The organism is Micromonospora thermarum, from assembly GCF_012034245.1.
Classification (GTDB): Bacteria; Actinomycetota; Actinomycetes; order Mycobacteriales; family Micromonosporaceae; genus Micromonospora; species Micromonospora thermarum.
In genome coordinates this window covers 176,466-199,340 of sequence record NZ_JAATEO010000005.1, presented here as the reverse complement: position 1 = coordinate 199,340, position 22,875 = coordinate 176,466, and the positions used below count along the sequence as shown (strand labels likewise).

The window sequence follows — 22,875 nt, the reverse complement described above, 5'->3', positions numbered from 1 at the left end:
GCTCGGTGCGTTACGTTGCGGGTCCGTCTGGGTACCAAGGCGGGCACGCCCGATGGATCATCGGGCCGCGGCGGGCAACGGCCGGATCGGGAGGCTGCATGAGCTCGGCCCAGGAGGGCGGGAAGCGGGGACACTCCTCCGAGAGTCCCATGGACAGGACTCTGCCCCCGCTGCTCGAGGCGGCCTTCGCGGCGGGGGGCGAGATGGGTGAGCGGCTGCGCCACTTCGACTGGTCCACCACCCCGTTCGGCACACCCGACACCTGGCCGTCCGCGCTCAGCCATGCCGTCAGCACGATGCTCGCCTCCCGCTCGCAGCTGGTGATCTTCTGGGGCGAGGAGAGCCGGGCTTTCTACAACGACGCCTACCGGCCGACCATCGGCGCCAAGCACCCGAACGCGATCGGGCAGCCGGCCAGTGAGCACTGGGCGGAGACGTGGGACGTCCTGGGCCCCGTGCTGGCGGGCGTACGCGCGACCGGGGAGCCGTACTACGGCCAGGACCATCCGTTCGTCATCGACCGGCACGGCTTCCTGGAGACGGTGTACTTCGACGTCTCCTACGACCCGGTCCGCGACGCAGACGGGCACGTGGCCGGGGTCTTCTGCATCGTGTCCGAGACGACCGGCCGGGTGCTCGGCGAGCGGCGCCTGCGGGCCCTCGCGGAGCTCGGCGGTGAGCTGGCCGAGGTGACCAGCACGGCGGAGCTGGGCCGGAGCGCGGCCCGGGTGCTCGACCGGCACCGGGCGGACGTCCCGTTCGCCCTGATCCACCTTCGGGACGACGCCGGCCGCCTCGCCCTGGCCGGGGCCAGCGGTCTCGACCCGGCGTCGGTCACCCCACCGTCCCCGGTCCTGCTCACCGACCTCGCCGGCGCGAACCCCCGCAACGGCGTCCCGGTGGCGGAGCTGCTCGACGGGGTCACCGTCGCCGACCGGGCGCTGGTGCTGCCGATCACCGCCGCCAACGAGGTCTTCGGCACGCTGGTCGTCGGACTCTCACCCCGGCTCCAGTTCTCCGACGACTACCGCACCTTCTTCCACCTGGTGGCCGCGCAGATCTCGCGGGCGGTCGACAAGCAGCAGGCGTACGAGCAGGAACGCGCCCGCGCCGCCGAGCTCGCCGCGCTCGACCGCGCGAAGACCAACTTCTTCGCCAACATCAGCCACGAGTTCCGCACGCCGCTGACGCTGGTGCTCGGCCCGTTGGAGGACCTGCTCGCCGACCGGGCGCTGCCGGAGGCGTACACGGACCGGCTGACGATGATGCACCGCAACGCGCTGCGGCTGCTCAAGCTCGTCAACACGGTCCTCGACTTCTCCCGGCTGGAGTCCGGCCGGCTGGCCGCCCGCTACCAGCCGACCGACCTGGCCGGGTACACGTCCCGGCTGGCCAGCACCTTCCGCTCCGCCACCGAGCGGGCCGGCCTGCGGCTGGTGGTGGACTGCCCACCGCTGCCCGCGCCGGTCTACGTCGACCGGGACATGTGGGAGAAGATCGTCCTCAACCTCGTGTCCAACGCCGTCAAGTTCACCTTCGACGGCGAGATCCAGGTCCGGGTCCGGCCGGTCGACGGCGCGGCCCGGCTGGAGGTCGCCGACACCGGCGTGGGCGTCGTGCCGGAGGAGCTGCCGCACGTCTTCGAGCGGTTCCACCGGGTGCCCGGGGTCCGCTCCCGGACGCACGAGGGCACCGGGATCGGCCTGGCCCTGGTCCGGGAGCTCGTCGAGATGCACGGCGGGCGGGTCGAGGTGCGCAGCACGGTGGACGAGGGGAGCACGTTCACCGTGACGGTGCCGTTCGGCTCGTCGCACCTGCCCGCGGAGCGGATCGCCGAGGCCGAGGACGCCTTCCCGAGCGAGCTGGCGCAGGCCGAGCTGCACGTGGCCGAGAGCGCACTCTGGACCGGCGCTCCCGCCCAGGCGGACGGCGTCGCCGCTCCCGGTGCCGGCGGGGCGGCCGCCGCCGGCCGGATCCTGGTGGCCGACGACAACCCCGACCTGCGGGAGCACGTCACCCGGCTGCTCGCCCCGTCGTGGGAGGTGGTCACGGCCACCGACGGCGTGGAGGCGCTGCGACTGGCCGTCGAGAGCCCGTTCGACCTGGTGCTCACCGACGTGATGATGCCCCGGCTGGACGGCTTCGGGCTGGTCGCGGCGCTCCGCGCGGACCCGCGTACCCGGCACGTGCCGATCGTGCTGCTGTCCGCGCGGGCCGGCTCCGCCGAGGCGGTGGCCGGCCTGTCCGTCGGCGCCGACGACTATCTGACCAAGCCCTTCTCCGGGCAGGAGCTGGTCGCCCGCGTCCGGGCGAACGTCGAGCTGGGCCAGCTGCGCGGCCAGATCATCCGCCGGCTCCGGGCTCTCGCCGACGCCGCGGTGGCGGTCAACACCGCCCGCTCCACCGGAGACGTGCTCCAGGTCGCCGCCCGGCACGCGCTCAGTCTCGCCGAGGCCGCCCGGGTCGTGGTCAGCGCCACCGGCGCCCGGTACGAGGCCGACGCCGGCGGCGTGACGGCGCTCGATCCGTCGTTCGTCCTGCCGCTGACCGGAACCGCCGGTGAGCAGCTCGGCGAGCTGCGCGTCTGGCGATCGGACGGCGACGGCGCGGAGACCGACGAGGCGGCGCTCACCCAGCTCGCCCGCCTGGTCGGCGTCCGGCTGGAGAACGCCCAGCTCTACGAGGCCGAACACCGCATCGCCACCACTCTCCAGCACAGCCTGCTGCCCCGCTCGCTGCCGCAGCTGCCGGGCGCCGTCGTCGCCAGCCGCTACCTGCCCGGCACCACCGACGTCGAGGTCGGCGGCGACTGGTACGACGTGGTCGCGCTCGGCGACGACACGCTCGTGCTCGTCATCGGCGACGTCGTCGGCAAGGGGGTCCGGGCGGCCGCCGCGATGGGCCAGCTCCGCAACGCGCTGCGGGCGTACGTGCTGGAGGGGTTCGACCCGGGCGCCTCCCTGACCCGGCTGAACCGGCTGGTCGGCTCCACCGACGACCGCTCCTTCGCCACCGTGGTGTGCCTGTCGTTCAGCCCCCGCACCGGCCGGCTCCGGTACGCCAGCGCCGGTCACCCGTCCCCGCTTGTGATCCGAGGAGACGACGTGGCGTTCCTGCACGACCGCGCCCTGGGACCGCCGGTCGGGGCGATCCCGGACACCGCGTACCGGACCGTCGACGGTGAGCTGGCCCCGGGCAGCCGGCTGCTGCTGTTCACCGACGGCCTCATCGAGGACCGGCACCACGGCATCGACGCGGCGCTCGCGCTGCTCCGCCGGGACGCGGCGGCGCCCCGCGAGCACGTCGCCGACCTCGTCGACGCGGTCGTCGAGCGGGTCGCCGAGCGGCCCCGCCGCGACGACGTCGCGGTCCTCGCGCTGGAGGCCGCCGAACTCAACCGGTTCGCCCTGCGGCTCCCGGCCGACCCGACCCGGCTGAGCGTCCTGCGCAAGCGGTTGGAGGACTTCCTCGTCGCGCACGGCGTCGGTGACACCGACCTGTTCGACCTGACGGTGGCCGTCTCCGAGGCCGCCGCGAACGCCATCGAGCACCCCGTCGAGCCGGCCGAGCCGACGATCAGCGTCGAGGTCACCATCGAGGACCGTACGGTGGTCGCCACGATCCGCGACAGCGGTCGGTGGCGGGAGTCGAGCGGCTCGGGCTTCCGGGGCCGTGGGCTGTCGTTGATCCGGGCACTGGGGGAGCTGTCGGTCCGCCGTACCGGTGACGGGACGGAAGTGACGCTTCGCCGGCGGCTGCAGGACAGGCCCTAGCTAGGACGTGCGCCGGCGTCCCCGGCCGGGGCGCCGCGTCAGGGGGAGCGGTACCAGGCCTGCTCGCCCAGGCCGGAGATCTCCAGCACCCGGGCGACCTGCCGGGACGGCAGCACGGTGAGGGCGTCCGGGAACTTCTGGGCGAGCCGGACCACCGCGTGGATCGCCGCCGAGTCGAAGAAGGTGACGGCCCGCAGGTCGAGCGTCACCCGCCGGGCCGGCTCCCGGAGGGCCGTCTGGAGCATCGTGTCGGCCGTGGCCATGTCGACCTCGCCGGTCACGACCACATGGAGGTGATCACCGTCGAGCTCCGCGCTCGCGGAGAAGACGGGAGGTGCGCCCCCTTGATCCACGCAGACACCATGGCACAGCCGACCTGGCGGGGCAACAACCGGCCGCGACCGGCGGTGGCGGGGGTCGCCCGACGGCGCGGCGATAGGCTTGCGGCATGACCGTCCGTGCGCCGCTGACCCCAGGCACGCTCTCCCCGTGGCGGCAGGTGCCCGCCCACATTCCCCGACCCGAGTACGTGGGGAAGAAGCGTCCCCAGGAGTGGCGCGGGTCGCACGTGCAGACCCCGGAGACCATCGAGAAGATGCGGATCGCCGGGCGCCTCGCGGCGCAGGCCACCCAGCTCGCGGGCGAGCACTGCAAGCCGGGCGTGACCACCGACGAGATCGACAAGGTGGTGCACGAGTTCCTCTGCGACCACGGCGCCTACCCGTCGACCCTGGGCTACAAGGGCTTCCCCAAGTCCTGCTGCACCAGCCTCAACGAGGTGATCTGCCACGGCATCCCCGACTCCACCGTGCTCCAGGACGGCGACATCATCAACGTCGACGTGACGGCGTACCTCAACGGGGTGCACGGCGACACGGACGCCACCTTCTGCGTGGGCGAGGTGAGCGAGGAGGCCCGGCTGCTGGTCGAGCGCACCCACGAGGCGATGATGCGCGGCATCCGCGCGGTCGCCCCGGGCCGCCAGATCAACGTGATCGGCCGGGTCATCGAGTCGTACGCGAAGCGCTTCGGCTACGGCGTGGTCCGCGACTTCACCGGCCACGGCATCGGGGAATCCTTCCACAGCGGGCTCTACGTGCCGCACTACGACAGCCCCCGCCCCACTGACCTGATGGAGCCGGGCATGACGTTCACCATCGAGCCGATGATCACCCTCGGCACCTACCAGTACGACATGTGGGACGACGGCTGGACGGTCGTGACGAAGGACCGGAAGTGGACCGCCCAGTTCGAGCACACCATCGTGGTGACCGAGGACGGGCACGAGATCCTGACGTTGCCGTGACCGACACCCCGGCGGCGCTGCGCGAGGCGCACCACGCGGACGTGTCCGGCGGCTGGCTGCGGCCGGCGGTGTTCGGTGCGATGGACGGCCTGGTGACGAACATCGCCCTGATCGCGGGCGTGGGCGGCGGCGGGGTGTCGCCGCGGACCGTCGTGCTCACCGGCACCGCCGGCCTGGTGGCCGGTGCCATCTCGATGGGGCTGGGCGAGTACACGAGCGTCCGCTCCGCCAACGAGCAGGTGGCCGCCGAGGTGGCCAAGGAGCGCCGGGAGCTGGAACGGCACCCCGAGGCCGAGGCGCGGGAACTGGCCGACGCGTGGGTCGCGCGGGGCCTGCCCCGGGATCTCGCGATGCAGGTCGCCGAGGCGGTGCGCCGCAACCCGGAGGAGGCCCTGCGGGTGCACGTCCGGGAGGAGCTGGGCGTCGACCCGGACGACCAGCCCAGCCCGTGGGCGGCGGCGATCTCGTCGTTCCTGTTCTTCTCGGTCGGCGCGTTGGTGCCGCTGCTGCCGTACCTGCTCGGGCTCACCAGTCTCTGGCTGGCCCTGGGCGTCGGCGGGTTCGGGCTCTTCGTGGCCGGGGCGGTCGTCGCCCGGTTCACCAACCGGCCCTGGTGGTCCAGCGGCCTGCGCCAGCTCCTGCTCGGCGGGCTGGCCGCCGCCGCGACGTACGCCATCGGCACACTGATCGGCGTCCAGAGCGCGCTGTAGCACGGCGGGCGGCGTCAGCCGTCGAGGAGGTCGTCCACGGTGCCGTCCACGGGGCGACCGCGCGCGGCCAGCTCCTCGGCCTGCTTGGCGAGCACCGTGCCCACCTCGGTCATGTCGGCCCCGGCGAGCCCGGTCCGGCGCACCGCGTCGCCGGGGTCCCGGAAGTAGGTGCGGCTGAGCAGGCCGCTCACCGTCGCCGCCGCGAGCCGCGCCTCGCCGAGCATGAGCAGGGCCTGGTCGGTCTCGTACCACTCGGCCAGCCGGAGGGCCCGGGCGTGCGCCGCGCTGCCCCGGTACCAGGCCTGCCGGGCCGCGGCGCTGAACTCGGCCGGCCGGGCCCGGGCCAGGCGCCCGAGGTGCTCGTCGCGCAGCGTGCGCAACCAACCGGTCGGGTCGTGCAGGGCGCGCGTGGTCACGTACCGGTCGGCGGTGAGCGGCCAGAGCGGGGTGAGCGCCCGCGCCCGCTGGAGGTAGTCGTCGGCGGCGGCGACGGTCAGGTCGACGAGCACCCCGTCCACCCGCCGGGTCGCCGCGGGTCGGCCGCCGGGCCGGTACGTGACGACCAGCAGGCCGACCTCGCCGTCCCCGCCGCCGTCGTCGTCGCCGTGCGCCAACGGGCCGTGCACCGCCACCGCGAGGACGTCCGCCGGGAACCGCCGGCGCGCCGCGTCCGCGACCCGCTCGGCGACCGCCCACCGTGGATCGTCCCGGTACGCCTCGCCGTCCTCGGAGTGCACGCCGCTCACCTCACGTCCCGCCGGACCTCGGCCACCGCCGGACGGGCACCACCCTAGGCCGTGTCCCGACGTACCGTCGCGAGACGCGCCGGGGCCCCGGGGCCGGCGGGTGGTAGCCGGTGGGGCGGGACGCTGACCCTAGGCCGCGCCGGACGGTCCGCCGGGCCCGGTGGGCACGAGCCGGAAGATGCGGATCTCCCGGCCCCCGGCCCGCTCCACGTACGTGCGGTACGCCGGCCACTCGGTCACCAGGAGCTGCCAGAGCCGTTCCCGTTCGGCGCCCTCCGCGACCTCGGCGCGCACCGGAACCCGGCGGCCCTTGACGTCCACCTCGGCGGTCGGGTGGGCGAGCAGGTTCAGCGCCCAGCCGGGCTGGTGGGTCTGCCCCCAGTTGGACCCGATCACCACGTACGCGTCGCCGTCCGGCACGTACAGCAGCGGGTTGCTGCGGGGCTTGCCGGAGCGGCGACCGGTGGTCGTGATGACCAGCGAGGGGATGAGGCCCAGGGCGACCACCCGCCCCCGGGTGAGGCGGCCGACGACGCGGTCGGCGGGCACGAGCAGGCGGGCAGCGGCGCCGAACCAGCGGTGGTGACCGACCCGGCGGGTGAGGGTTCCCAGTACGGACACGGGGACAGTGTGCCGGTCCGGCCGCCGGGAGGACACCCCCCGGGGGCGGTGACGACGGACGGTCGCCGCCGAGCGGGGGCGGTCACCCTCAGTCGAGACGACGTTCGACCGGTAGCCGCGAGCGGGTGAACAGGCCCGCCCCGAGCATCGCCACCAGCGGCACCACCACCAGCACGGCCAGGGTGGTGCCGGGCACGACCAGGGGGTACGGCTCCTCGACCGGCCAGCTGTTCACGTACCGCCGGTTGGTCGCGACCAGGATCATGAGCGCCGAACCGAGGCCGGCGACGATGCCGAGAGCCGAGCCGAGGACGGCGATCACCCCGGCCTGGCACAGGGAGAGGATCCGGCGTACCGCCGGCGCGGCGCCCACGGCGGCCAGTGTGGACAGGTCGGCGCGTCCCTCGGCGGCGGCCAGGCCGGTCGCGACACCGGCGGCGCCGAGGGTGATCACACCGGAGGCCGCCGCGAGCAGCAGCAGGAGCGGCCGGGTGTCGCTCGCGGGCGGACCCTCCTCGTAGCCGATCGACACGGCCCCGTGCGGTCGCAGCGCGGCGACGAACCGGTCCCGACGGTCCCGGTCCGCCGCGTGGTCGGTGCTGAACGCCCAGCCGACCGGCTGGCTGGTCAAGCCCAGGCGGGTCGTCGCGCCGGGGGAGAGCAGCAGCCGGTCCACCGCCAGTCGGGGGGCGCGCAGCGCGTAGCCGGGCACGGTCGCGCGGACGGTGACGGCGCCCTCGGGGCCGTCGCGGACGACGACTTCCAGCCGCCCGTCGACCAGGTAACGCGGGTCGGTCACCACCGCGCCGCCGGCGCGCAGCACCGCGGCCGCCGCCGCGGCGTCGGCCGTCCCGGCACTGGTGAGCAGCGGCAGCGCGCGGCCGTCGTCGATCGTGACGGTGAAGTACGGGCCCCAGGGGTCCTCGGGCCCGCGCCGGCAGCGCTCGTCGGCCCGGGCCCGCCGGTGGTCCGCCTCGGTCAGCCGGCCCCCCGCCGCCCACGGGCAGGCCCGATCGGGTGGCAGCACCGGGGTGACGTGGCAGGGGTCGTCCGCCGCCGCGCACCCGACCTCCACCAGCGGTGCCAGCCCCTGGCCACGGAGGTGGGTCCGGGCCGCGGCGGCGACCGCGCTCTCGGGCAGACCGGCTTTCCCCTCCGGCACAGCGGCCGGGCCGGTGAGTCGGCTCGTGGCCTGCTCCGGCGAATCGGCTCTGGTGACCAGCACGGTCCCGGCCGGCAGGCCGGGGCGCCAGGACTGGTTGCTGCGGGCCTCGTCGCTGGCCAGGTAGACGCCGAGCGCGACGCTGCCGGCGACCGCCGCCATCACCGCCGAGATCGCCGGGGCGGCCGACGAGCGGTTGCGGCTGGCGTCCCGCACGGCGATCCGCGGTGCCAGCGGCAGGATCCGGCCGACCCGGGCGAGCAGCCCCACCAGCGCCGGCGTGGCGAGGACCAGCCCCAGCTCGCCGAGGACCAGGCCGGCGAGGATGACGGTCGGGTGTGTCCACACGACCGCTCCGGTGGCGGCGAGCGCCGCCCCGCCGGCCGTGAGCGCCACCCCCGCGACCAGCCAGCGGCGCCGGTACGCCGGTGGCGTACGCCGGCCCGCCAGCCCCGCCACCACATCCTGCCGGGCGGCGGTCCAGGCCGGCACGAGCGCGGCGAGCACCCCGGCCAGCACGGCGACCGCGGCGATGGCCAGCAGCAGCGCGGGTGGGGTCCGGTACCCGCCGAAGCGTTCCCCGAAGACGTACACCTCCACCAGCGGTCGGGCGGCGACGGCCGCGGTGACGCCGAGCGCCAGGCCGCCGCCGGCGCCGACGGCTCCGAGCACCACCCCGTCCGCGAGGACGACGCGGCGCAGGTCCGCGGCGTCACCGCCGGCCACCGCGACCAGCGCCAGGTCCCGCCGCCGCCGGCGGACGCCGACCGCGAAGGCGGGTCCGACCAGCAGCACCACCTCGAGCAGGGCGAGCCCGCTGACCAGTACGACGCCGCCCGCGTCCGCCACGTCCACCGAGGTGATCCAGGACGGCTCGCCCGGTGTGAAACCGTCCTCCGGGGGCGGTCCGGGAACGCGGGCCTGCACCACGTACCCCTGCTCGTTGAGCCGGCGGAACAGATCGTCACCGACGGCGCCCGGCAGGTCCACCAGCCAGGTCGCCCCCTCCTCGACCTGGGGACCGGGCGGCAGTACGACCAGGGGACTCAGCTGATCGGGGAACTCGACCACGCCGACCACCGTCCAGGTGCGACGGCCATCGGCGGCGGTGACCGTCCCGCCGAGGCGGGCGTCGAGCCGCCGGAGGGCGGCCGGGTTGACCGCGATCTCGCCGGGCGCGGTCGGCGCGCGGCCGGCGTGGACGCGCACCAGGCCGTGCCCGAGCGGATCGGTGAGGTCGACGACCCGGCCGGACACGTCGTCCTCGACGCGGTCCCCCACGCGGGCCTCGAAGAACGTCCACCGCAGGATGGGCAGGACGCGCGTACCGGGTGGGAGCAGGGCGGTGACCTGCTCCGCGGTGACCCGACCGGGTGGGACGAGGTCGTCGCCACGCTGTCCCCACCCGTCGCCCCACGGAGCCTGCGTGACCGGGTTACGGGCCACCGGTAGCAGCTCGGCGTCCGCGGCGCCGAGCTGGCGCGCGGCGCGTTCGGGCCGGGTCACATTGGACATGTCCCAGGTCGTCGCCGCGAAGGAGAGGACCAGCACGGGCAGCGCGATCATCGCGAGCACCAGCGCGGTCCGGCCCCGGGCGCGGCGCGCCTCCCGCCGGGCGATCCGTAGCGCGACCCACCACGAGCCGGCCGCCGCGGCGAGCCTCGTGCCGCGCCGGCCCGGGCTCACCGGCCGCTGCCGGTCAGCAGCTGCTCGACGTCGCCCAGCGGCGCCGTCGAGTCGACCAGCACGCCGTCGCGCAGGAACACCACCCGGTCCGCCCAGGCGGCGTGCCGCGCCTCGTGGGTGACCAGCACCCCCGCCGCTCCCGCGTCGACCCGGCGGCGCAGCAGGTGCAGCACCGCCTCGCCGGTCTGCGAGTCCAGCGCGCCGGTCGGCTCGTCGGCCAGGACGAGCCGTCGTTCGCCGACGAGCGCGCGGGCGATGGCCACCCGCTGCTGCTGCCCGCCGGAGAGCTGGTCCGGGAAGCGGTCGCCCAGCTCCGGCAGGCCCACCTCGGCGAGCGCGTCCAGCGCGAGCCGGCGGGCCCGTCGCACGCCGGCGCCGTCGAGTTCCAGGGGGAGCGCGACGTTCTCGACGGCGGTGAGGCTGCCGAGCAGGTTGAGGTCCTGGAAGATGTAGCCGATGCGGCGCCGCCGCAGCTGGGCCAGGCGCCGCCGATCAAGCCCGCCGAGCCGCTGACCCTCGACGTGGACGTCCCCGGCGGTCGGGCCGTCCAGCCCACCGGCGAGGGCGAGCAGCGTGGACTTGCCCGACCCGGACGGACCCATCACCGCGACGAGTTCCCCGGCGTGGACGGTGAGGCTCACCCCCCGCAGAGCGTGGACGGCGGCCGGGCCGCTGCCGTGGGTGCGGTGCACGTCGCGGACGTCGAGCACGGGGACGCGCGCCTCGTCCCCCGCCGGGCTCACCGCCGGGCCCTCTCGTCGGTCCGCTCCACCGCCTCGGCGGCGGGGTCGTGCCCGGCCGCCGGTGCCGCCGGCCGGTGCCGCACCAGGCTGCTCTCGCAGTGGTCCAGCCAGCGGACCTCGGCCTCGGCCTGGAAGACCATCGCGTCCAGCACCAGACGCCAGGGCAGGTCCTCCGGCCGGTCGCTCGCGTACTTGAGCCGGGTCAGTTCCTGGAGGGTCCGTATGGTGGCGGCGCGCTGGGTCTGCACCACCGACCGCACGTCGACGCCGGGCGTGGTGAGCGCGAGGGCGAGCTTGATGGCGAGCTCGTCGCGGGGCCGGTCGGCACGGCTGATCGGGGTGGCGAACCAGAGCGCCAGGTCCGCCCGCCCGGCGTCGGTGATCTCGTACGGGCGCTGCCCGGCCTCGCTCTCCGGGAGCGACCGCACCAGCCCGTCCCGTTCCAGCCGGGAGAGCGTGGTGTAGACCTGCCCGATGTTCAGCGGCCAGGTCGACCCGGTCGACTCCTCGAACGCCGAGCGCAGCTGGTAGCCGTACATCTGGCCGCGTTCGAGCAGGGCGAGCAGCCCGTGACGGATGGACATGGTTCCGGAGTATGCATACCTGGTATGTCGCCGGCAACCGGAGCGCCGGCCGGGCCGCCGCGGTCGCTGCCGGATTCCGGGCGGTCCGTCAGGCGGGCCGGCCCGGAAACGGCACCGTCAGCGGCGTGATCCCGGCCGTCCGGCGCCACCGGGTGGCCCGGACGGCGCAGTCGACCAGCGCGGCGAGCGCGCGTTCCCGGTCGGTGCCCGTGGTGGCGGCCACCGCCGCCCGCCAGAACGCCCCCGTCCGTTCCTCCACCTCGACGGCGAGTCGCAGTGCATTCGCCGCGTCGGTCACCGGGAAGGGCAGGGCGTAACCAGCCCGGTCGGCGGGGACGGCGCCGCCGGCGGTGCTGAGGTGGAGCACGAGGTCGTCGCGGCGTCGGCGGTGCGCCGCCTCGGCGTCGCGGGCCGCCTTCCGGGCGGCGCCGGTGAGGCGTACCCCGATCGGGCCGTAGGCCCAGATGGCGGCGTACTCGGCGGTGAGCGCGGCGCCGAGCGCGGCGGCGGGGCCGGCGGTGGGGGTCGGTGTGGTCACCGGAGTGCCTCCAGATGCGCGGCGCGGGCGGCGGTGACGGACGCGAGCAGCGCGGCCCGGTCGGCCGGTGCCTCCGCGCAGGCGCGGGTCGCCGCCTCACGGGCCGTCTTCTCGCGCTCGCGCAGCGTGGCGAGTGCGGCGTCGGGGTCGCTGGTCGGCTCGGCGGGTGCCCCGGTGGCGGTGGCCGACGGCAGGGTCATCCGGGCGACCCGGGCAAGTTCCGCCGCGTGGGTGGCGTGCGCCTCGGCGATCGGCGTCAGCCGCTCGGCCAGCGTGGGGTGGGCGGCGGCCGCCTCCCGGTACGCCGCGGCGAGCGCGAGCGCCTCGTCGACCAGCGGCGCGAGCGGGTCGGGCCCCGGGGCCGGCTCACCGTCGCGGTCGAATGGATCACAGCCGGTGAGCGGTGCCAGGGCACTGCCGAGCGCCAGGAGGGCACCCGCCCGGATCACGTTTCGCCGGGAATGCCCGGTTGTCCCGTCGCGCTCTGTCGTTCTGCCCGTCGCCACCGGCCAAGTCAACACCATCCTCGCCGGCGGCGTGGTCATTGGCCTCGGTGCGCCGGCCGGGCCGGCGGGCGGACGGCGCGTTACGCTCTGCGCAACCACCGGTGCGTCCGCCCCGGTGGCGTACCGTCGTGGCGACCGGACCGGGCGCCGCGACCAGCAGAAGGGGCGCCAGATGACCCAGCGTGGCCGTGCCACCCGGCCGACGGGGCCGACGGGGCGACCGCGGCGCGCGGCCGGCCCGCGGGGCACCGACGGCGCCGCCCGCGGCGGCGACCTCGCCGCGCGGCGCGCCCGCCTGCGCGAGGTCATCGAGCCGGTCGTCACCGACACCGGGTACGACCTGGAGGACCTGTCGGTGTCCCGGGCCGGCCGGCGGCACGTGGTGCGGGTGATCGTGGACGCCGACGGCGGGATCAACCTGGACGCCGTCGCGGACGTCTCGCGGGCCGTCTCCGCCGCCCTCGACGCCGCCGAGGAGGCGGGCGGGGACATCGTGGCCGGGGAGTACCAGCTGGAGGTCAGCTCGCCCGGCGTGGACCGGCCGCTGACCCTTCCCCGGCACTGGCGGCGCAACACCGGCCGGCTCGTCAAGGTGACCGTGCGCGGCGGCGAGGGCGCCGGCGACCGCCAGGTCACCGGGCGGGTGGTCGAGGCCGACGACGAGCGGGTGGTCCTGGAGACCGACGCCGGCCGCGCGGAATGGACGTACGCCGACCTGGGCCCCGGGCGGGTGCAGGTCGAGTTCACGCGCCTCGACGAGGTGGACGAGGCCGACGAGTTCGGTGACACCGACGACTTCGACGACGACGATGTGGAGGACGAGGAGAGGTGAACATCGACCTCGCGGCGCTGCGCGCACTGGAGCGCGAGCGGGAGATCCCGTTCGACACGATCCTCGCGGCGATCGAGACCGCGCTGCTGACCGCGTACCGGCACACCGAGGGTGCGGAGCCGCACGCTCGGGTGGAGATCGACCGCAAGACCGGCGCGGCCCTGGTGTACGCGCAGGAGGTGGACTCCGAGGGCAGCGTGGTGCGGGAGTGGGACGACACCCCGCACGACTTCGGCCGGATCGCGGCCATGACGGCCAAGCAGGTGATCCTCCAGCGGCTGCGGGAGGCCACCGACGAGGCCCACTTCGGCGAGTACGTGGGCCGCGACGGCGACCTGGTCACCGGTGTGGTCCAGGCGCACGAGGCGCGCGCCGAGAAGGGCATCGTCACCGTCGACCTGGGCAAGCTGGAGGGCGTCCTGCCCCAGTCGGAGCAGGTGCCCGGCGAGCGGTACGTGCACGGCGAGCGGATCCGCTGCGTCGTGGTGCACGTGGCCAAGGGAATGCGCGGTCCCCAGATCACGTTGTCCCGATCGCACCCGGCGCTGGTGAAGAAGCTCTTCGCCCTGGAGGTGCCGGAGATCGCCGACGGGACGGTCGAGATCAGCGCCATCGCGCGTGAGGCAGGTCACCGTACGAAGATCGCCGTCCGCTCCACCGCGCCCGGCGTGAACGCCAAGGGGGCGTGCATCGGGCCGATGGGGCAGCGGGTGCGGGCCGTCATGAGCGAACTGCACGGTGAGAAGATCGACATCATCGACTGGTCGGACGACCCGGCGACCTTCGTCGGCAACGCGTTGTCGCCGGCCAAGGCGCTGCGGGTGGACGTGGTCGACCTGGCCACCCGTACGGCCCGGGTGACCGTGCCGGACTTCCAGTTGTCGCTCGCCATCGGCCGTGAGGGGCAGAATGCCCGACTTGCGGCCCGGTTGACCGGTTGGCGGATCGACATTCGATCCGACGCCGAGCAGACCGGCCCGGCCGGGCGCGGGGGAGTCGATCAGGTCCCGGAGCCGGGCGGCGCGATCTCCGGGAGCTAGGGGTAGACTTTCCCCGGTGGCACGACGCGCGCAGCCCGAGCGCACCTGTGTGGGTTGCCGGCGCCGTGCGCCGGCCAGTGATCTGCTGCGGATCGTCGCGATCGGTGACGAGGCTGGACACAGCCTCCGGCCCGATCCGGCCCGCAGGCTGCCGGGTCGGGGGGCACACGTGCACCCGGATCCGGCCTGCTTCGCGCAGGCGGTGCGGCGTCGCGCCTTCGGGCGGGCGCTGCGCGTCACCGGGGTCCTCGACCCCGGTGAGCTCGCGGCGCATCTCGATGCGCCAACCACGACGTCCGGTCAAACCCGACCGGGCGCGGGTCGCTAGCAAGGTAGGACGACCGACATGAGCACACGATGAAGTCCCTGAAATGACCAGGCTTCAAGTGCACGAGTGAGGTCGCTGCGGGTGCTGCCCGCACGACCTCGGAGTGAGGAGTGCAGTGGCAGGAAAGGCCCGCGTACACGAGCTTGCAAAAGAGCTCGGGGTCGAAAGCAAGACCGTTCTCGCCAAGCTCAAGGAGATGGGCGAGTTCGTCAAGTCCGCGTCCAGCACCGTCGAGGCGCCCGTCGCCCGACGGCTGCGTGGCGCATTCGTCAACAACGGCGGTGCCCCGGCGCCGGCCGCCCCGCAGGCGGCCGCTCCGTCGGCTCCGCCGTCGACCCCGACCCCGTCGCCGGCCCCGGGTGCGCCCCGCGTCTCGGCCAAGCCGATGCCGCCCCGGCGGCCGGGTGCGCCGACCCCTGGGCCGAAGCCCAAGGGACCGGTTCCGGGCCCGCCGCAGCCTGCGGCACCGGTCGCGAAGCCGGCGAGCGCCCACGACATCGAGGTGGCGGCCGCCGAGGCGCGTGCCGCCGCACTGAAGGCCGAGCAGGAGGCCGCGGTCAAGGCCGCGCAGGCTGCCCGGCAGCAGCAGCGGGAGAACGTCCGTCGGGAACCGCCGACGGAGGGTGGCCCGCGCCCCGGCCCGCGTCCGGGTCCGGGTGCCATGCCGCCCCGGCCGGGGGCCCCGGCCGCCGGTCGTCCCGGTGGGCCCACCCCGGGCCCGGGTGGTCGGCCTGGTGGCCGTCCGCCGGCGCGTGGCGCCGGTAACAACCCGTTCGGCATCCAGGGCGGGCAGCAGCAGCGGCCGCCGGCCGCCGGTGCGGGCGGTCCCCGCCCGAGCCCGGCGTCGATGCCGCCGCGGCCCAGCCCGGCTTCCATGCCGCCGCGGCCGAGCCCGGCTTCCATGCCGAGCCAGCGTCCGGGTCGCCCCGGCGGCCCCGGTGCCGGTCGTCCCGGCGGCGGCGCCGGTCGTCCCGGCGGCGGTGGCGGCTTCCGCGGCGGTCCCGGTGGTGGCGCCGGCGGTGGCGGTGGCTACCGCGGCGGTCCCGGTGGTGGCGCCGGCGGTGGCGGTGGCTACCGCGGCGGTCCCGGTGGTGGCGGCGGTGGTGCCGGCGGCGGTTTCCGTCCGGGCGCTCCGGCCGGTGGTGCCGGTCGTCCGGGTGGTGGCGGTCGTGGTCGCGGCGGTGGCGCCGCGGGTGCCTTCGGGCGCCCGGGTGGCAAGCCGACCCGCGGTCGCAAGTCCAAGAAGCAGCGCAGACAGGAGTTCGACAACCTGTCGGCCCCGACCATGTCCTCGGGTGCTCCCCGCGGTCAGGGTCAGGTCGTCCGGCTGTCCCGTGGCGCCTCGCTGTCGGACTTCGCCGACAAGATCAACGCCAACCCCGGTTCGCTGGTCCAGGAGATGTTCAACCTGGGCGAGATGGTGACGGCGACCCAGTCGTGCTCCGACGACACCCTGCTGCTGCTGGGTGAGCACCTCGGCTTCAACGTGCAGATCGTCAGCCCGGAGGACGAGGACCGTGAGCTGCTCGCGCAGTTCAACATCGACCTCGACGCCGAGGTGGCGGAGGACCGCCTGGTCAGCCGTCCGCCGGTGGTGACCGTCATGGGTCACGTCGACCACGGTAAGACCAAGCTGCTCGACGCGATCCGGAAGGCGAACGTCGTGGCCGGTGAGGCGGGTGGCATCACCCAGCACATCGGCGCGTACCAGGTCCACGTCCCGCACGAGGGCGAGGATCGGGCGATCACCTTCATCGACACCCCGGGTCACGAGGCGTTCACCGCCATGCGTGCCCGTGGTGCCCAGGTCACGGACATCGTGATCCTGGTGGTCGCGGCCGACGACGGCGTCATGCCGCAGACCATCGAGGCGTTGAACCACGCCAAGGCGGCCGACGTGCCGATCGTGGTCGCGGTCAACAAGGTCGACAAGCCGGAGGCCAACCCGGACAAGGTCCGCCAGCAGCTGACCGAGTACGGCCTGGTCGCCGAGGAGTACGGCGGCGACACCATGTTCGTCAACGTGGCCGCCAAGCCGGGCATCGGCATCGAGGACCTGCTCGAGGCCGTCCTGCTGACCGCCGACGCGTCGCTGGAGCTGACCGCTCCGATCGACGGGCCGGCGCAGGGTGTGGCGATCGAGGCGCACCTGGACAAGGGCCGCGGTGCGGTGGCGACGGTGCTGGTGCAGAAGGGCACCCTGCGGGCGGGCGACTCGATCGTCGCCGGCGGGGCGCACGGACGCGTTCGCGCGATGCTCGACGAGAACGGCAACCAGGTCGCCGAGGCCGGTCCGGCACGTCCGGTGCTGGTGCTCGGTCTGACCGCGGTGCCGGGGGCCGGCGACACGTTCCTGGCGGCCGAGGACGACCGCACGGTGCGGCAGATCGCCGAGCAGCGGCAGGCACGGCGGCGGGCGGCGGCATTCGCCAACTCCCGGGGCCGGGCCACCCTCGAGACGCTCATGGAGCAGCTCAAGGAGGGCGAGAAGACCTCGCTCAACCTGGTGCTCAAGGGCGACGTCTCCGGTTCGGTGGAGGCGCTCGAGGACGCGCTGTTCAACCTCGACATCCCCGAGGAGGTCCAGCTCAGGATCATCCACCGGGGTGTCGGCGCGATCACCGAGAGCGACGTCATGCTCGCGAGCGCCTCGTCCGAGGCGGTCACGATCATCGGCTTCAACGTGCGGGCCGCCAACAAGGTCCGCGAGATTGCCGACCGCGAGGGCGTGGAGATCCGGTACTACACCGTCATCTACCAGGCCATCGAGGAGATCGAGGCGGCGCTCAAGGGCCTGCTCAAGCCGGAGTACGAGGAGGTCGAGCTCGGCACCGCGGAGGTCCGCGAGGTCTTCCGCTCGTCCAAGATCGGCAACATCTCCGGGTGCATCGTCCGGTCGGGCCTCATCCGGCGCAACGCCAAGGCCCGTCTCCTGCGCGACGGCACGGTGGTGGCGGACAACCTCACCATCAGCTCGCTCAAGCGGTTCAAGGACGACGCGACCGAGGTGCGCGAGGGCTTCGAGTGCGGTCTGACCCTGGGTGGTTACAACAACGTCCAGGTCGGCGACGTGATCGAGACCTTCGAGATGCGGGAGAAGGCACGCGCCTGACCCGCTGAGACACTGATCAAGGGGTTTACGCCGAAAGGCGTAAACCCCTTGATCATGTGTGGGTGTGTCCGGGTATCGTCCGAGGCGATGTTCACCGGAACCGCGGTCTTCGACCTGCTGCTGCCGGGCGACTCCCGGTCGCTCAAGGCCAAGAGATCCTACGTACGGCCGATCGTGGCGGCGCTGCGCCGCTTCGAGGTGTCGGCTGCCGAGGTGGGTGCGCTCGACCTGCACGGTCGCGCGCAGATCGGCGTGGCCGTGGTGGCCGCCGAGCCGGCCCACGTGCGCGAGGTGCTGGATTCGTGCGAGCGCCTGGTGGCCACCCGGCCGGAGGTCGAGCTGCTGTCGGTGCGCCGGCGGCTGCACGGCGAGGACGACTAGGACACACGCCCTCGGGCCGGTCCGACACCGGGTGTCCGGTACCACCGCCGGCGGCGCACGGCGGCGGTGGTGGCGCGGGTAGTGTTCGAGGTGTTGGCCGGCCGGCCCGGGTGACGTTCCGCGTCCCCCGGCGGCGGCCGGGAGCGGGACGCCGTGGAGGTGGGGAGATGTCGGATCCGGCCAAGGTACGCCGGCACGCGGAGCGGGTGCGTGAACTGGTCGCGTCGGTGGTTCGCAGCCAGATCAAGGACCCCCGGCTCGGCATGATCACCATCACCGACGCCCGGATCACCGCCGACCTGCGGGACGCGACGGTCTTCTACACCGTGCTCGGTGACGCGGCGGCCCAGTCGGGCACGGCGGCGGCGCTGGAGAGCGCCAAGGGCATGCTCCGCAGCACGGTGGGCAAGGCCCTCGGGCTCCGCCACTCGCCGACGCTGACCTTCGTCCTCGACGACGTGCAGGACCAGGTCAAGCACATCGACGACCTGCTGGCCCAGGCCCGCCACGCGGATGCCGAGGTGCAGCGCCTCGCGGCCAAGGCCGAGTACGCGGGCGAGGCCCAGCCGTACCGGCTGGACGACGAGGCGGACGAGGAGACCGAGGACGCCGACGAGCCCCGGAGCGGGGACCGGCAGTGACCGATCCGTCCGGCGGCGCCCCGACCGACGTGGTGCCCGACGGCGCCGTCGAGACGTCCACCGAGGCCAGCCCGGCGGCGGCCGGCCCGGTCGAGGCCGAGTGGGCGGCCGCCGTCGCCGCCGTACGCTCCGTGCCGGCGGACGGGCGGGTGCTGCTGATCTGCCACGTCAACCCGGACGGCGACGCGCTCGGCAGCATGCTCGGGTTCGGCCTCGCCCTTCGGCGGCTCGGCGTGCGTCGGCTTCAGGCCACGTTCCCCGGCCCGCCGGAGGTGCCCGACACGCTCCGCGGGCTGCCGGGTGAGGAGCTGCTGGTGCCGGCGGCGGAGGCGTACCCGGATCCGGACCTGGTGGTCTGCTTCGACGCGGCGAGCGAGTCCCGGCTGGGTGAGCTCGTCGACCGGCTGGCGACCGCCGGCACCGCCCTCGTGCTCGACCACCACGCGTCGAACACCCGGTTCGGCGCGGTCAACCTGGTCGACCCGTGCGCGGCGGCCACCTCGGTGGTCGTCGACGAGCTGCTGACCCGTCTCGGGGTGCCGCTCGACGCGGGGATCGCGGAGTGCCTGTACGTGGCGCTGACCACCGACACCGGCTCGTTCCGGTTCGAGGCCACCACCCCGGCGGTGCACCACCTCGCGGCCCGGCTGCTCGCCACCGGCATCCGGCCGGGCGACATCTCCCGCCGGATCTTCGACACCCGGCCGTTCGGCGCGGTCCGGCTCTTCGGCGAGGTGCTGGGCCGGGCGCGGCTGGAGCCGGCCGCGGCCGGCGGGCGGGGTCTGGTCTGGACGTACGCGACGCTGGACGACCTGGCGCGGCACGGGCAGCGGCCGTACGTGCTGGAGGCGCTCATCGACTCCGTACGGTGCACCGCGGAGGCCGACGTGAGCTGTGTCGTGAAGCAGACGTCTCCCGACGAGTGGGCGGTCTCGCTGCGCAGCAAGGGTGCGGTGGATGTCAGCCGGGTGGCGGTGGCGCTGGGCGGTGGCGGGCACCGCTTCGCGGCCGGCTTCACCGGGCGGGGCGGCGCCGAGCAGGTGGTCGACGCCATCCGGGACCAGCTGGACGCGGCGCTGATCGACGTTCGCCGCTGAAAGGTGAGGGGTCGCCGGTACCGGCTGCCCGGTGCCGGTGCGGGCGACGGCCGGGGAAAGATCAGGGTCTGCTCCGGGGAGTGTCCATCTTTCCGCCGTCGGTGACGGTGGGCAGAATTGCGGGATGGAGCAGCCCCACGACCTCACCGTCGAGGCGCCCCGCGCCTGGGACCGTCCCGCCGTCGCCGTGCCGGTGCTCGTCTGCCTGTCGCTCGTCGGTGGCCGGTTCCCGTCCTTCTCGGTCGAGGCCAACCTCTGGACGCTCGGCACCGGCGGCGTGCTGATCTGGCTCGGACTGAACAACCGGGTGCCCCGCCGGCCCGCGCCGCACCGGCTGGAGTCGGGCGCCGTGTGGTGGACGCTGCCGGTCGTGGTGTTCGTGGTGTTCGAGGGCGCGACCTTCGTGGCCGCCGCCGGCGACGGCTTCCCCACCTTCTCCCGACTCGCCGATCCGTTGCTGGAGGACCGGCTGGTCCGCTCCGCGACCTGGCTGGCGTGGCTGTCCGCGTTCTGGGGGCTGGTGCGGCGATGATGCGGGCGCTGGCGATCGGCGGCTTCCTGGTCTCGTTGGCCCTCTTCGCCGTCGTCGAGTGGGCGGCCCGGCGCGAGGGATCCCGGATCCCCACCCTGGGCGAGGTCTGCGCGTACGTGATGCGCTACGAGGTGGGGTCGGTGCCGGTCGGCCGGATCGGTGTCTTCGGCTTCTGGTGGTGGCTCGGCTGGCACTTCCTGGCCCGCTGAGGGAGCGGTCCGTCCGGCGTCACGGCTGTCCAGATTCCGGGAACACCGCGCAGCATGTGGACCTGAACGATAGCTTGGGAAACGACCGGCGCCGTGCGACGGCGCTGGTCGTGGGCGGTGGGGCCGCACCCGGCGCCGCCTCCCTCCAGGGTCCGACCGACCCGGGCTCGCTGCCCCAGCAGCCGCTCCGGTGACCCCGGATGAGCTGAGGGCGCACAGACCGCCCGTGAGTTTCACCGTCGTGCCGGTGGCTCGCGCCCTGGAAGGGATCGCCACTCATGTCGAACAAGCCCAAGCCCGAGACCACGGACGAGGCCCGCGAGCAGATGCGCCGCGCCCTGCAGACCTCGATGGACACCCGCCAGTGACGCTGGCGCGGATCGGTTGATGCCCGGCGGCGTCCCGCTCCGCCTCGCCGGGCATCGACCATCCAGGACGGATGGACCGTCTGGTAAGTGACGTACGAGGTTGCAGCCCTTACCTCGCACGTGTCAGGATCGGCGGCGATGAGCCAGCCGGTCGCCACCGCCCCCGAGACCGCGTCGCCACGACGGATCGCGGCGCTCGCCCTGCCCGCACTCGTGGTGCTGGCCGCCGAGCCCCTCTACGTCCTGGTCGACACCGCGGTCGTGGGGCACCTGGGCCGCGTCCCGCTCGCCGCGCTGGCCGTCGGCGGCACCGTCCTCACCCTCATCGCCTGGCTCGGCACGGTCGTCGCGTACGGCACCACCGGCCGGTCCGCCCGCCGGTTCGGCGCCGGTGACCGGGCCGCCGCCGTGGCCGAGGGCACCCAGGCGTCCTGGCTCGCCCTCGGGGTGGGCGTGTCGGTCGCGGTCGGCATGCAGATCGGCGGCGGCGCGCTCGCCCGTACCCTCGCCGGGGCCGACGGCGACGTGGCCGACGCCGCCGCGCAGTGGCTGCGCGTCGCGGCGCTCGGCGCTCCGGGCCTGCTGCTCGCCGCCGCCGGTAACGGCTGGCTGCGCGGCATCCAGGACACCCGCCGCCCGCTGTGGTTCGTGCTCGGCCCGAACCTGCTCTCCGCGCTGCTCTGCCCGCTGCTGGTCTACCCGGCCGGGCTCGGCCTGGTCGGCTCGGCGGTGGCCAACGCGGTCGCCCAGACGATCTCGGGTGCGCTCTTCGTCGGGGCGCTGGTCGCCGAGCGGGTGTCCCTGCGCCCGCACCCCCGGATGATCGCCCAGCAGCTCGTGCTCAGCCGGGACCTGCTGATCCGCGGTCTCGCCTTCCAGGCGAGCTTCCTGTCCGCGACCGCGGTGGCCGCCCGCTTCGGCGCGGCCGCCGTCGGGGCCCACCAGATCGCCCTGCAACTGTGGTTCTTCACGGCGCTGGTGCTCGACGCGCTCGCCATCGCCGCCCAGGCGCTGGTCGGCGCGGCGCTGGGTGCCGGGGACGCCGCCGGGGCGCGCGGCCTGGCCCGCCGGATCGGCGTGCTCGGCGGGGTCTGCGGCGTGGCGTTCGCCGTGCTCATCGCCGCCGGCGCCGGCGTGGTCCCCGGGTGGTTCAGCTCCGATCCGGAGGTACGCGACCAGGCGATGGTGGCCTGGCCCTGGTTCGTGGCGATGCAGCCCCTCGCCGGTGTCGTCTTCGCCCTCGACGGTGTGCTGATCGGCGCCGGGGACGTCCGCTACCTGCGCAACCTGACCATCGTGGCGGCGCTCGGCGGCTTCCTGCCGGCGATCTGGCTGGCGTACGGGCTCGACCTGGGGCTCGGCGGGATCTGGGCCGGGCTCACGCTCTTCGTCGTGCTCCGGCTGGTCGCCCTGCTGCTCCGGCTGCGCTCCGGCGGCTGGGCGGTGGTCGGCGCGGTGCGCGCCTGACCGGCGACGGGCACGGCCGCCGGTCCGCGTGGCCGGCCGCCGAGCCGACGTCGGCATGCGTGGACGGCCGGCGACCCGGGTGGCCCGGCGTGCGGGCGGCGTCCGCCCGATCGTGCGTCAGGCCATCCCGAAGAGGGCGTTGGCGGCCAGCACCAGAGCCAGGGCCACCGCGAAACAGAGGAAGAAGGTGGCCACCTTCACCGCGTTCGGATAGCGCTGGTGGAGCCGCCGCCGGCCCTGCCAGGCCCACCAGCGCCGCCGGAGCCGGGCCGCGCCCGGCAGCGCGGTGACCGCGCCGGCCAACCGGTCGCCGACCGTGCGGCGCGGAGGCGGCGGGTTGAGCATCCATTCCGGCAAGGAGGACGGCTGCTGCGGAGTGCGGAGCATCCGCCGGTCGTCGGCGGCGGCCGGGCCGGTCCGGCTCTCGTTCGGAGTGGCCATCGAATCTCCCCGTGGTCCGGACGCCCGGACGGGCCGACGGGCGTCACTGCGG

Annotated in this window: 21 protein-coding genes and 1 pseudogene; 13 read left to right on the top strand and 9 right to left on the bottom strand. The window is 74.7% G+C overall.

Annotated features, from left to right (window positions below):
* Window positions 1-149 precede the first annotated feature (149 nt).
* Window positions 150-3,773, top strand: coding sequence for a SpoIIE family protein phosphatase (locus HCJ94_RS07085; RefSeq protein ID WP_373684203.1), 3,624 nt, complete (start codon window positions 150-152; stop codon window positions 3,771-3,773).
* Window positions 3,774-3,811: 38 nt separating this feature from the next.
* On the opposite strand, the gene HCJ94_RS07080 is transcribed toward HCJ94_RS07085, so the two are convergent.
* Window positions 3,812-4,126, bottom strand: coding sequence for an STAS domain-containing protein (locus HCJ94_RS07080; RefSeq protein WP_168000156.1), 315 nt, complete (start codon window positions 4,124-4,126; stop codon window positions 3,812-3,814).
* A 95-nt stretch (window positions 4,127-4,221) separates the two neighbouring features.
* Between HCJ94_RS07080 and map the strand changes: the two genes are divergently transcribed.
* Both map and HCJ94_RS07070 read left to right on the top strand, forming a co-directional pair.
* Window positions 4,222-5,079 carry a type I methionyl aminopeptidase gene (gene map, locus HCJ94_RS07075; RefSeq protein ID WP_168000155.1) on the top strand — a complete coding sequence of 286 codons (858 nt, stop codon included), beginning with the start codon at window positions 4,222-4,224 and terminating at the stop codon, window positions 5,077-5,079.
* Window positions 5,076-5,789 carry a VIT1/CCC1 transporter family protein gene (locus HCJ94_RS07070; RefSeq protein WP_168000154.1) on the top strand — a complete coding sequence of 238 codons (714 nt, stop codon included), beginning with the start codon at window positions 5,076-5,078 and terminating at the stop codon, window positions 5,787-5,789. Before map ends, HCJ94_RS07070 begins: the two co-directional genes overlap by 4 nt.
* Before the next feature lie 14 nt (window positions 5,790-5,803).
* Here HCJ94_RS07070 and HCJ94_RS07065 read toward each other — a convergent pair whose 3' ends face one another.
* From HCJ94_RS07065 to HCJ94_RS07035, 7 genes are all read right to left on the bottom strand, one after another.
* A complete protein-coding gene (locus tag HCJ94_RS07065) occupies window positions 5,804-6,526 on the bottom strand; it encodes a nucleotidyltransferase domain-containing protein (protein ID WP_168000153.1) in 723 nt (240 codons plus the stop codon).
* A gap of 138 nt (window positions 6,527-6,664) precedes the next feature.
* Complete coding sequence (locus HCJ94_RS07060) at window positions 6,665-7,156, bottom strand: nitroreductase family deazaflavin-dependent oxidoreductase (RefSeq protein ID WP_168000152.1); 492 nt, start codon at window positions 7,154-7,156, stop codon at window positions 6,665-6,667.
* Between the two features lie 88 nt (window positions 7,157-7,244).
* On the bottom strand, window positions 7,245-10,004 hold the full coding sequence (locus HCJ94_RS07055) for an FtsX-like permease family protein (RefSeq protein WP_168000151.1): 2,760 nt from the start codon (window positions 10,002-10,004) through the stop codon (window positions 7,245-7,247).
* Complete coding sequence (locus HCJ94_RS07050; RefSeq protein WP_309227171.1) at window positions 10,001-10,747, bottom strand: ABC transporter ATP-binding protein; 747 nt, start codon at window positions 10,745-10,747, stop codon at window positions 10,001-10,003. The genes HCJ94_RS07055 and HCJ94_RS07050 overlap by 4 nt, the downstream gene beginning before the upstream one ends.
* Window positions 10,744-11,331 (bottom strand): PadR family transcriptional regulator, encoded by a 588-nt coding sequence (locus HCJ94_RS07045; protein WP_155333552.1) that lies wholly within the window; start codon window positions 11,329-11,331, stop codon window positions 10,744-10,746. Before HCJ94_RS07045 ends, HCJ94_RS07050 begins: the two co-directional genes overlap by 4 nt.
* An 88-nt stretch (window positions 11,332-11,419) precedes the next feature.
* The gene (locus HCJ94_RS07040; RefSeq protein WP_168000150.1) at window positions 11,420-11,869 is read right to left on the bottom strand and encodes a ferritin-like domain-containing protein; all 450 of its coding nucleotides are present in this window, start codon (window positions 11,867-11,869) and stop codon (window positions 11,420-11,422) included.
* The gene (locus tag HCJ94_RS07035; protein WP_168000213.1) at window positions 11,866-12,279 is read right to left on the bottom strand and encodes a hypothetical protein; all 414 of its coding nucleotides are present in this window, start codon (window positions 12,277-12,279) and stop codon (window positions 11,866-11,868) included. The genes HCJ94_RS07040 and HCJ94_RS07035 overlap by 4 nt, the downstream gene beginning before the upstream one ends.
* A gap of 268 nt (window positions 12,280-12,547) precedes the next feature.
* Here HCJ94_RS07035 and rimP point away from each other — a divergent pair, with 268 nt between their 5' ends.
* The 10 genes and pseudogenes from rimP (at window position 12,548) to HCJ94_RS06985 (ending at window position 22,382) form a co-directional block, all read left to right on the top strand.
* Window positions 12,548-13,207, top strand: coding sequence for a ribosome maturation factor RimP (rimP, locus tag HCJ94_RS07030; protein WP_168000149.1), 660 nt, complete (start codon window positions 12,548-12,550; stop codon window positions 13,205-13,207).
* Window positions 13,204-14,247, top strand: a complete 1,044-nt coding sequence (gene nusA, locus HCJ94_RS07025; protein WP_168000148.1) for a transcription termination factor NusA — start codon at window positions 13,204-13,206, stop codon at window positions 14,245-14,247. The genes rimP and nusA overlap by 4 nt, the downstream gene beginning before the upstream one ends.
* 16 nt (window positions 14,248-14,263) lie before the next feature.
* Window positions 14,264-14,597, top strand: a pseudogene (locus tag HCJ94_RS07020) (YlxR family protein).
* A 93-nt stretch (window positions 14,598-14,690) separates the two neighbouring features.
* Complete coding sequence (infB, locus tag HCJ94_RS07015) at window positions 14,691-17,687, top strand: translation initiation factor IF-2 (RefSeq protein ID WP_168000146.1); 2,997 nt, start codon at window positions 14,691-14,693, stop codon at window positions 17,685-17,687.
* A gap of 87 nt (window positions 17,688-17,774) precedes the next feature.
* Entirely contained in the window at window positions 17,775-18,068 is a 294-nt protein-coding gene (locus tag HCJ94_RS07010) for a DUF503 domain-containing protein (protein WP_168000145.1), read from the top strand.
* A gap of 167 nt (window positions 18,069-18,235) precedes the next feature.
* Window positions 18,236-18,709, top strand: a complete 474-nt coding sequence (gene rbfA, locus HCJ94_RS07005; protein ID WP_168000144.1) for a 30S ribosome-binding factor RbfA — start codon at window positions 18,236-18,238, stop codon at window positions 18,707-18,709.
* Between the two features lie 32 nt (window positions 18,710-18,741).
* Complete coding sequence (locus HCJ94_RS07000) at window positions 18,742-19,806, top strand: DHH family phosphoesterase (protein ID WP_168000212.1); 1,065 nt, start codon at window positions 18,742-18,744, stop codon at window positions 19,804-19,806.
* Between the two features lie 124 nt (window positions 19,807-19,930).
* A complete protein-coding gene (locus HCJ94_RS06995) occupies window positions 19,931-20,338 on the top strand; it encodes a hypothetical protein (protein WP_168000143.1) in 408 nt (135 codons plus the stop codon).
* A complete protein-coding gene (locus tag HCJ94_RS06990; protein ID WP_205800853.1) occupies window positions 20,338-20,547 on the top strand; it encodes a DUF6186 family protein in 210 nt (69 codons plus the stop codon). The genes HCJ94_RS06995 and HCJ94_RS06990 overlap by 1 nt, the downstream gene beginning before the upstream one ends.
* A 506-nt stretch (window positions 20,548-21,053) precedes the next feature.
* Complete coding sequence (locus HCJ94_RS06985) at window positions 21,054-22,382, top strand: MATE family efflux transporter (protein ID WP_168000141.1); 1,329 nt, start codon at window positions 21,054-21,056, stop codon at window positions 22,380-22,382.
* Between the two features lie 117 nt (window positions 22,383-22,499).
* Here HCJ94_RS06985 and HCJ94_RS06980 read toward each other — a convergent pair whose 3' ends face one another.
* On the bottom strand, window positions 22,500-22,823 hold the full coding sequence (locus HCJ94_RS06980; RefSeq protein WP_373684202.1) for a hypothetical protein: 324 nt from the start codon (window positions 22,821-22,823) through the stop codon (window positions 22,500-22,502).
* Window positions 22,824-22,875 lie beyond the last annotated feature (52 nt).

Bases quoted from the DNA above. Each gene is read 5' to 3' on its own strand.
- rimP (WP_168000149.1), top strand. From the start codon at position 12,548: ATGACCCAGCGTGGCCGTGCCACCCGGCCGACGGGGCCGACGGGGCGA.
- HCJ94_RS06995 (WP_168000143.1), top strand. From the start codon at position 19,931: ATGGAGCAGCCCCACGACCTCACCGTCGAGGCGCCCCGCGCCTGGGAC.
- HCJ94_RS06990 (WP_205800853.1), top strand. From the start codon at position 20,338: ATGCGGGCGCTGGCGATCGGCGGCTTCCTGGTCTCGTTGGCCCTCTTC.
- rbfA (WP_168000144.1), top strand. From the start codon at position 18,236: ATGTCGGATCCGGCCAAGGTACGCCGGCACGCGGAGCGGGTGCGTGAA.
- HCJ94_RS07085 (WP_373684203.1), top strand. From the start codon at position 150: ATGGACAGGACTCTGCCCCCGCTGCTCGAGGCGGCCTTCGCGGCGGGG.
- HCJ94_RS06985 (WP_168000141.1), top strand. From the start codon at position 21,054: ATGAGCCAGCCGGTCGCCACCGCCCCCGAGACCGCGTCGCCACGACGG.
- HCJ94_RS07010 (WP_168000145.1), top strand. From the start codon at position 17,775: ATGTTCACCGGAACCGCGGTCTTCGACCTGCTGCTGCCGGGCGACTCC.
- map (WP_168000155.1), top strand. From the start codon at position 4,222: ATGACCGTCCGTGCGCCGCTGACCCCAGGCACGCTCTCCCCGTGGCGG.
- HCJ94_RS06980 (WP_373684202.1), bottom strand. From the start codon at position 22,823: ATGGCCACTCCGAACGAGAGCCGGACCGGCCCGGCCGCCGCCGACGAC.
- HCJ94_RS07045 (WP_155333552.1), bottom strand. From the start codon at position 11,331: ATGTCCATCCGTCACGGGCTGCTCGCCCTGCTCGAACGCGGCCAGATG.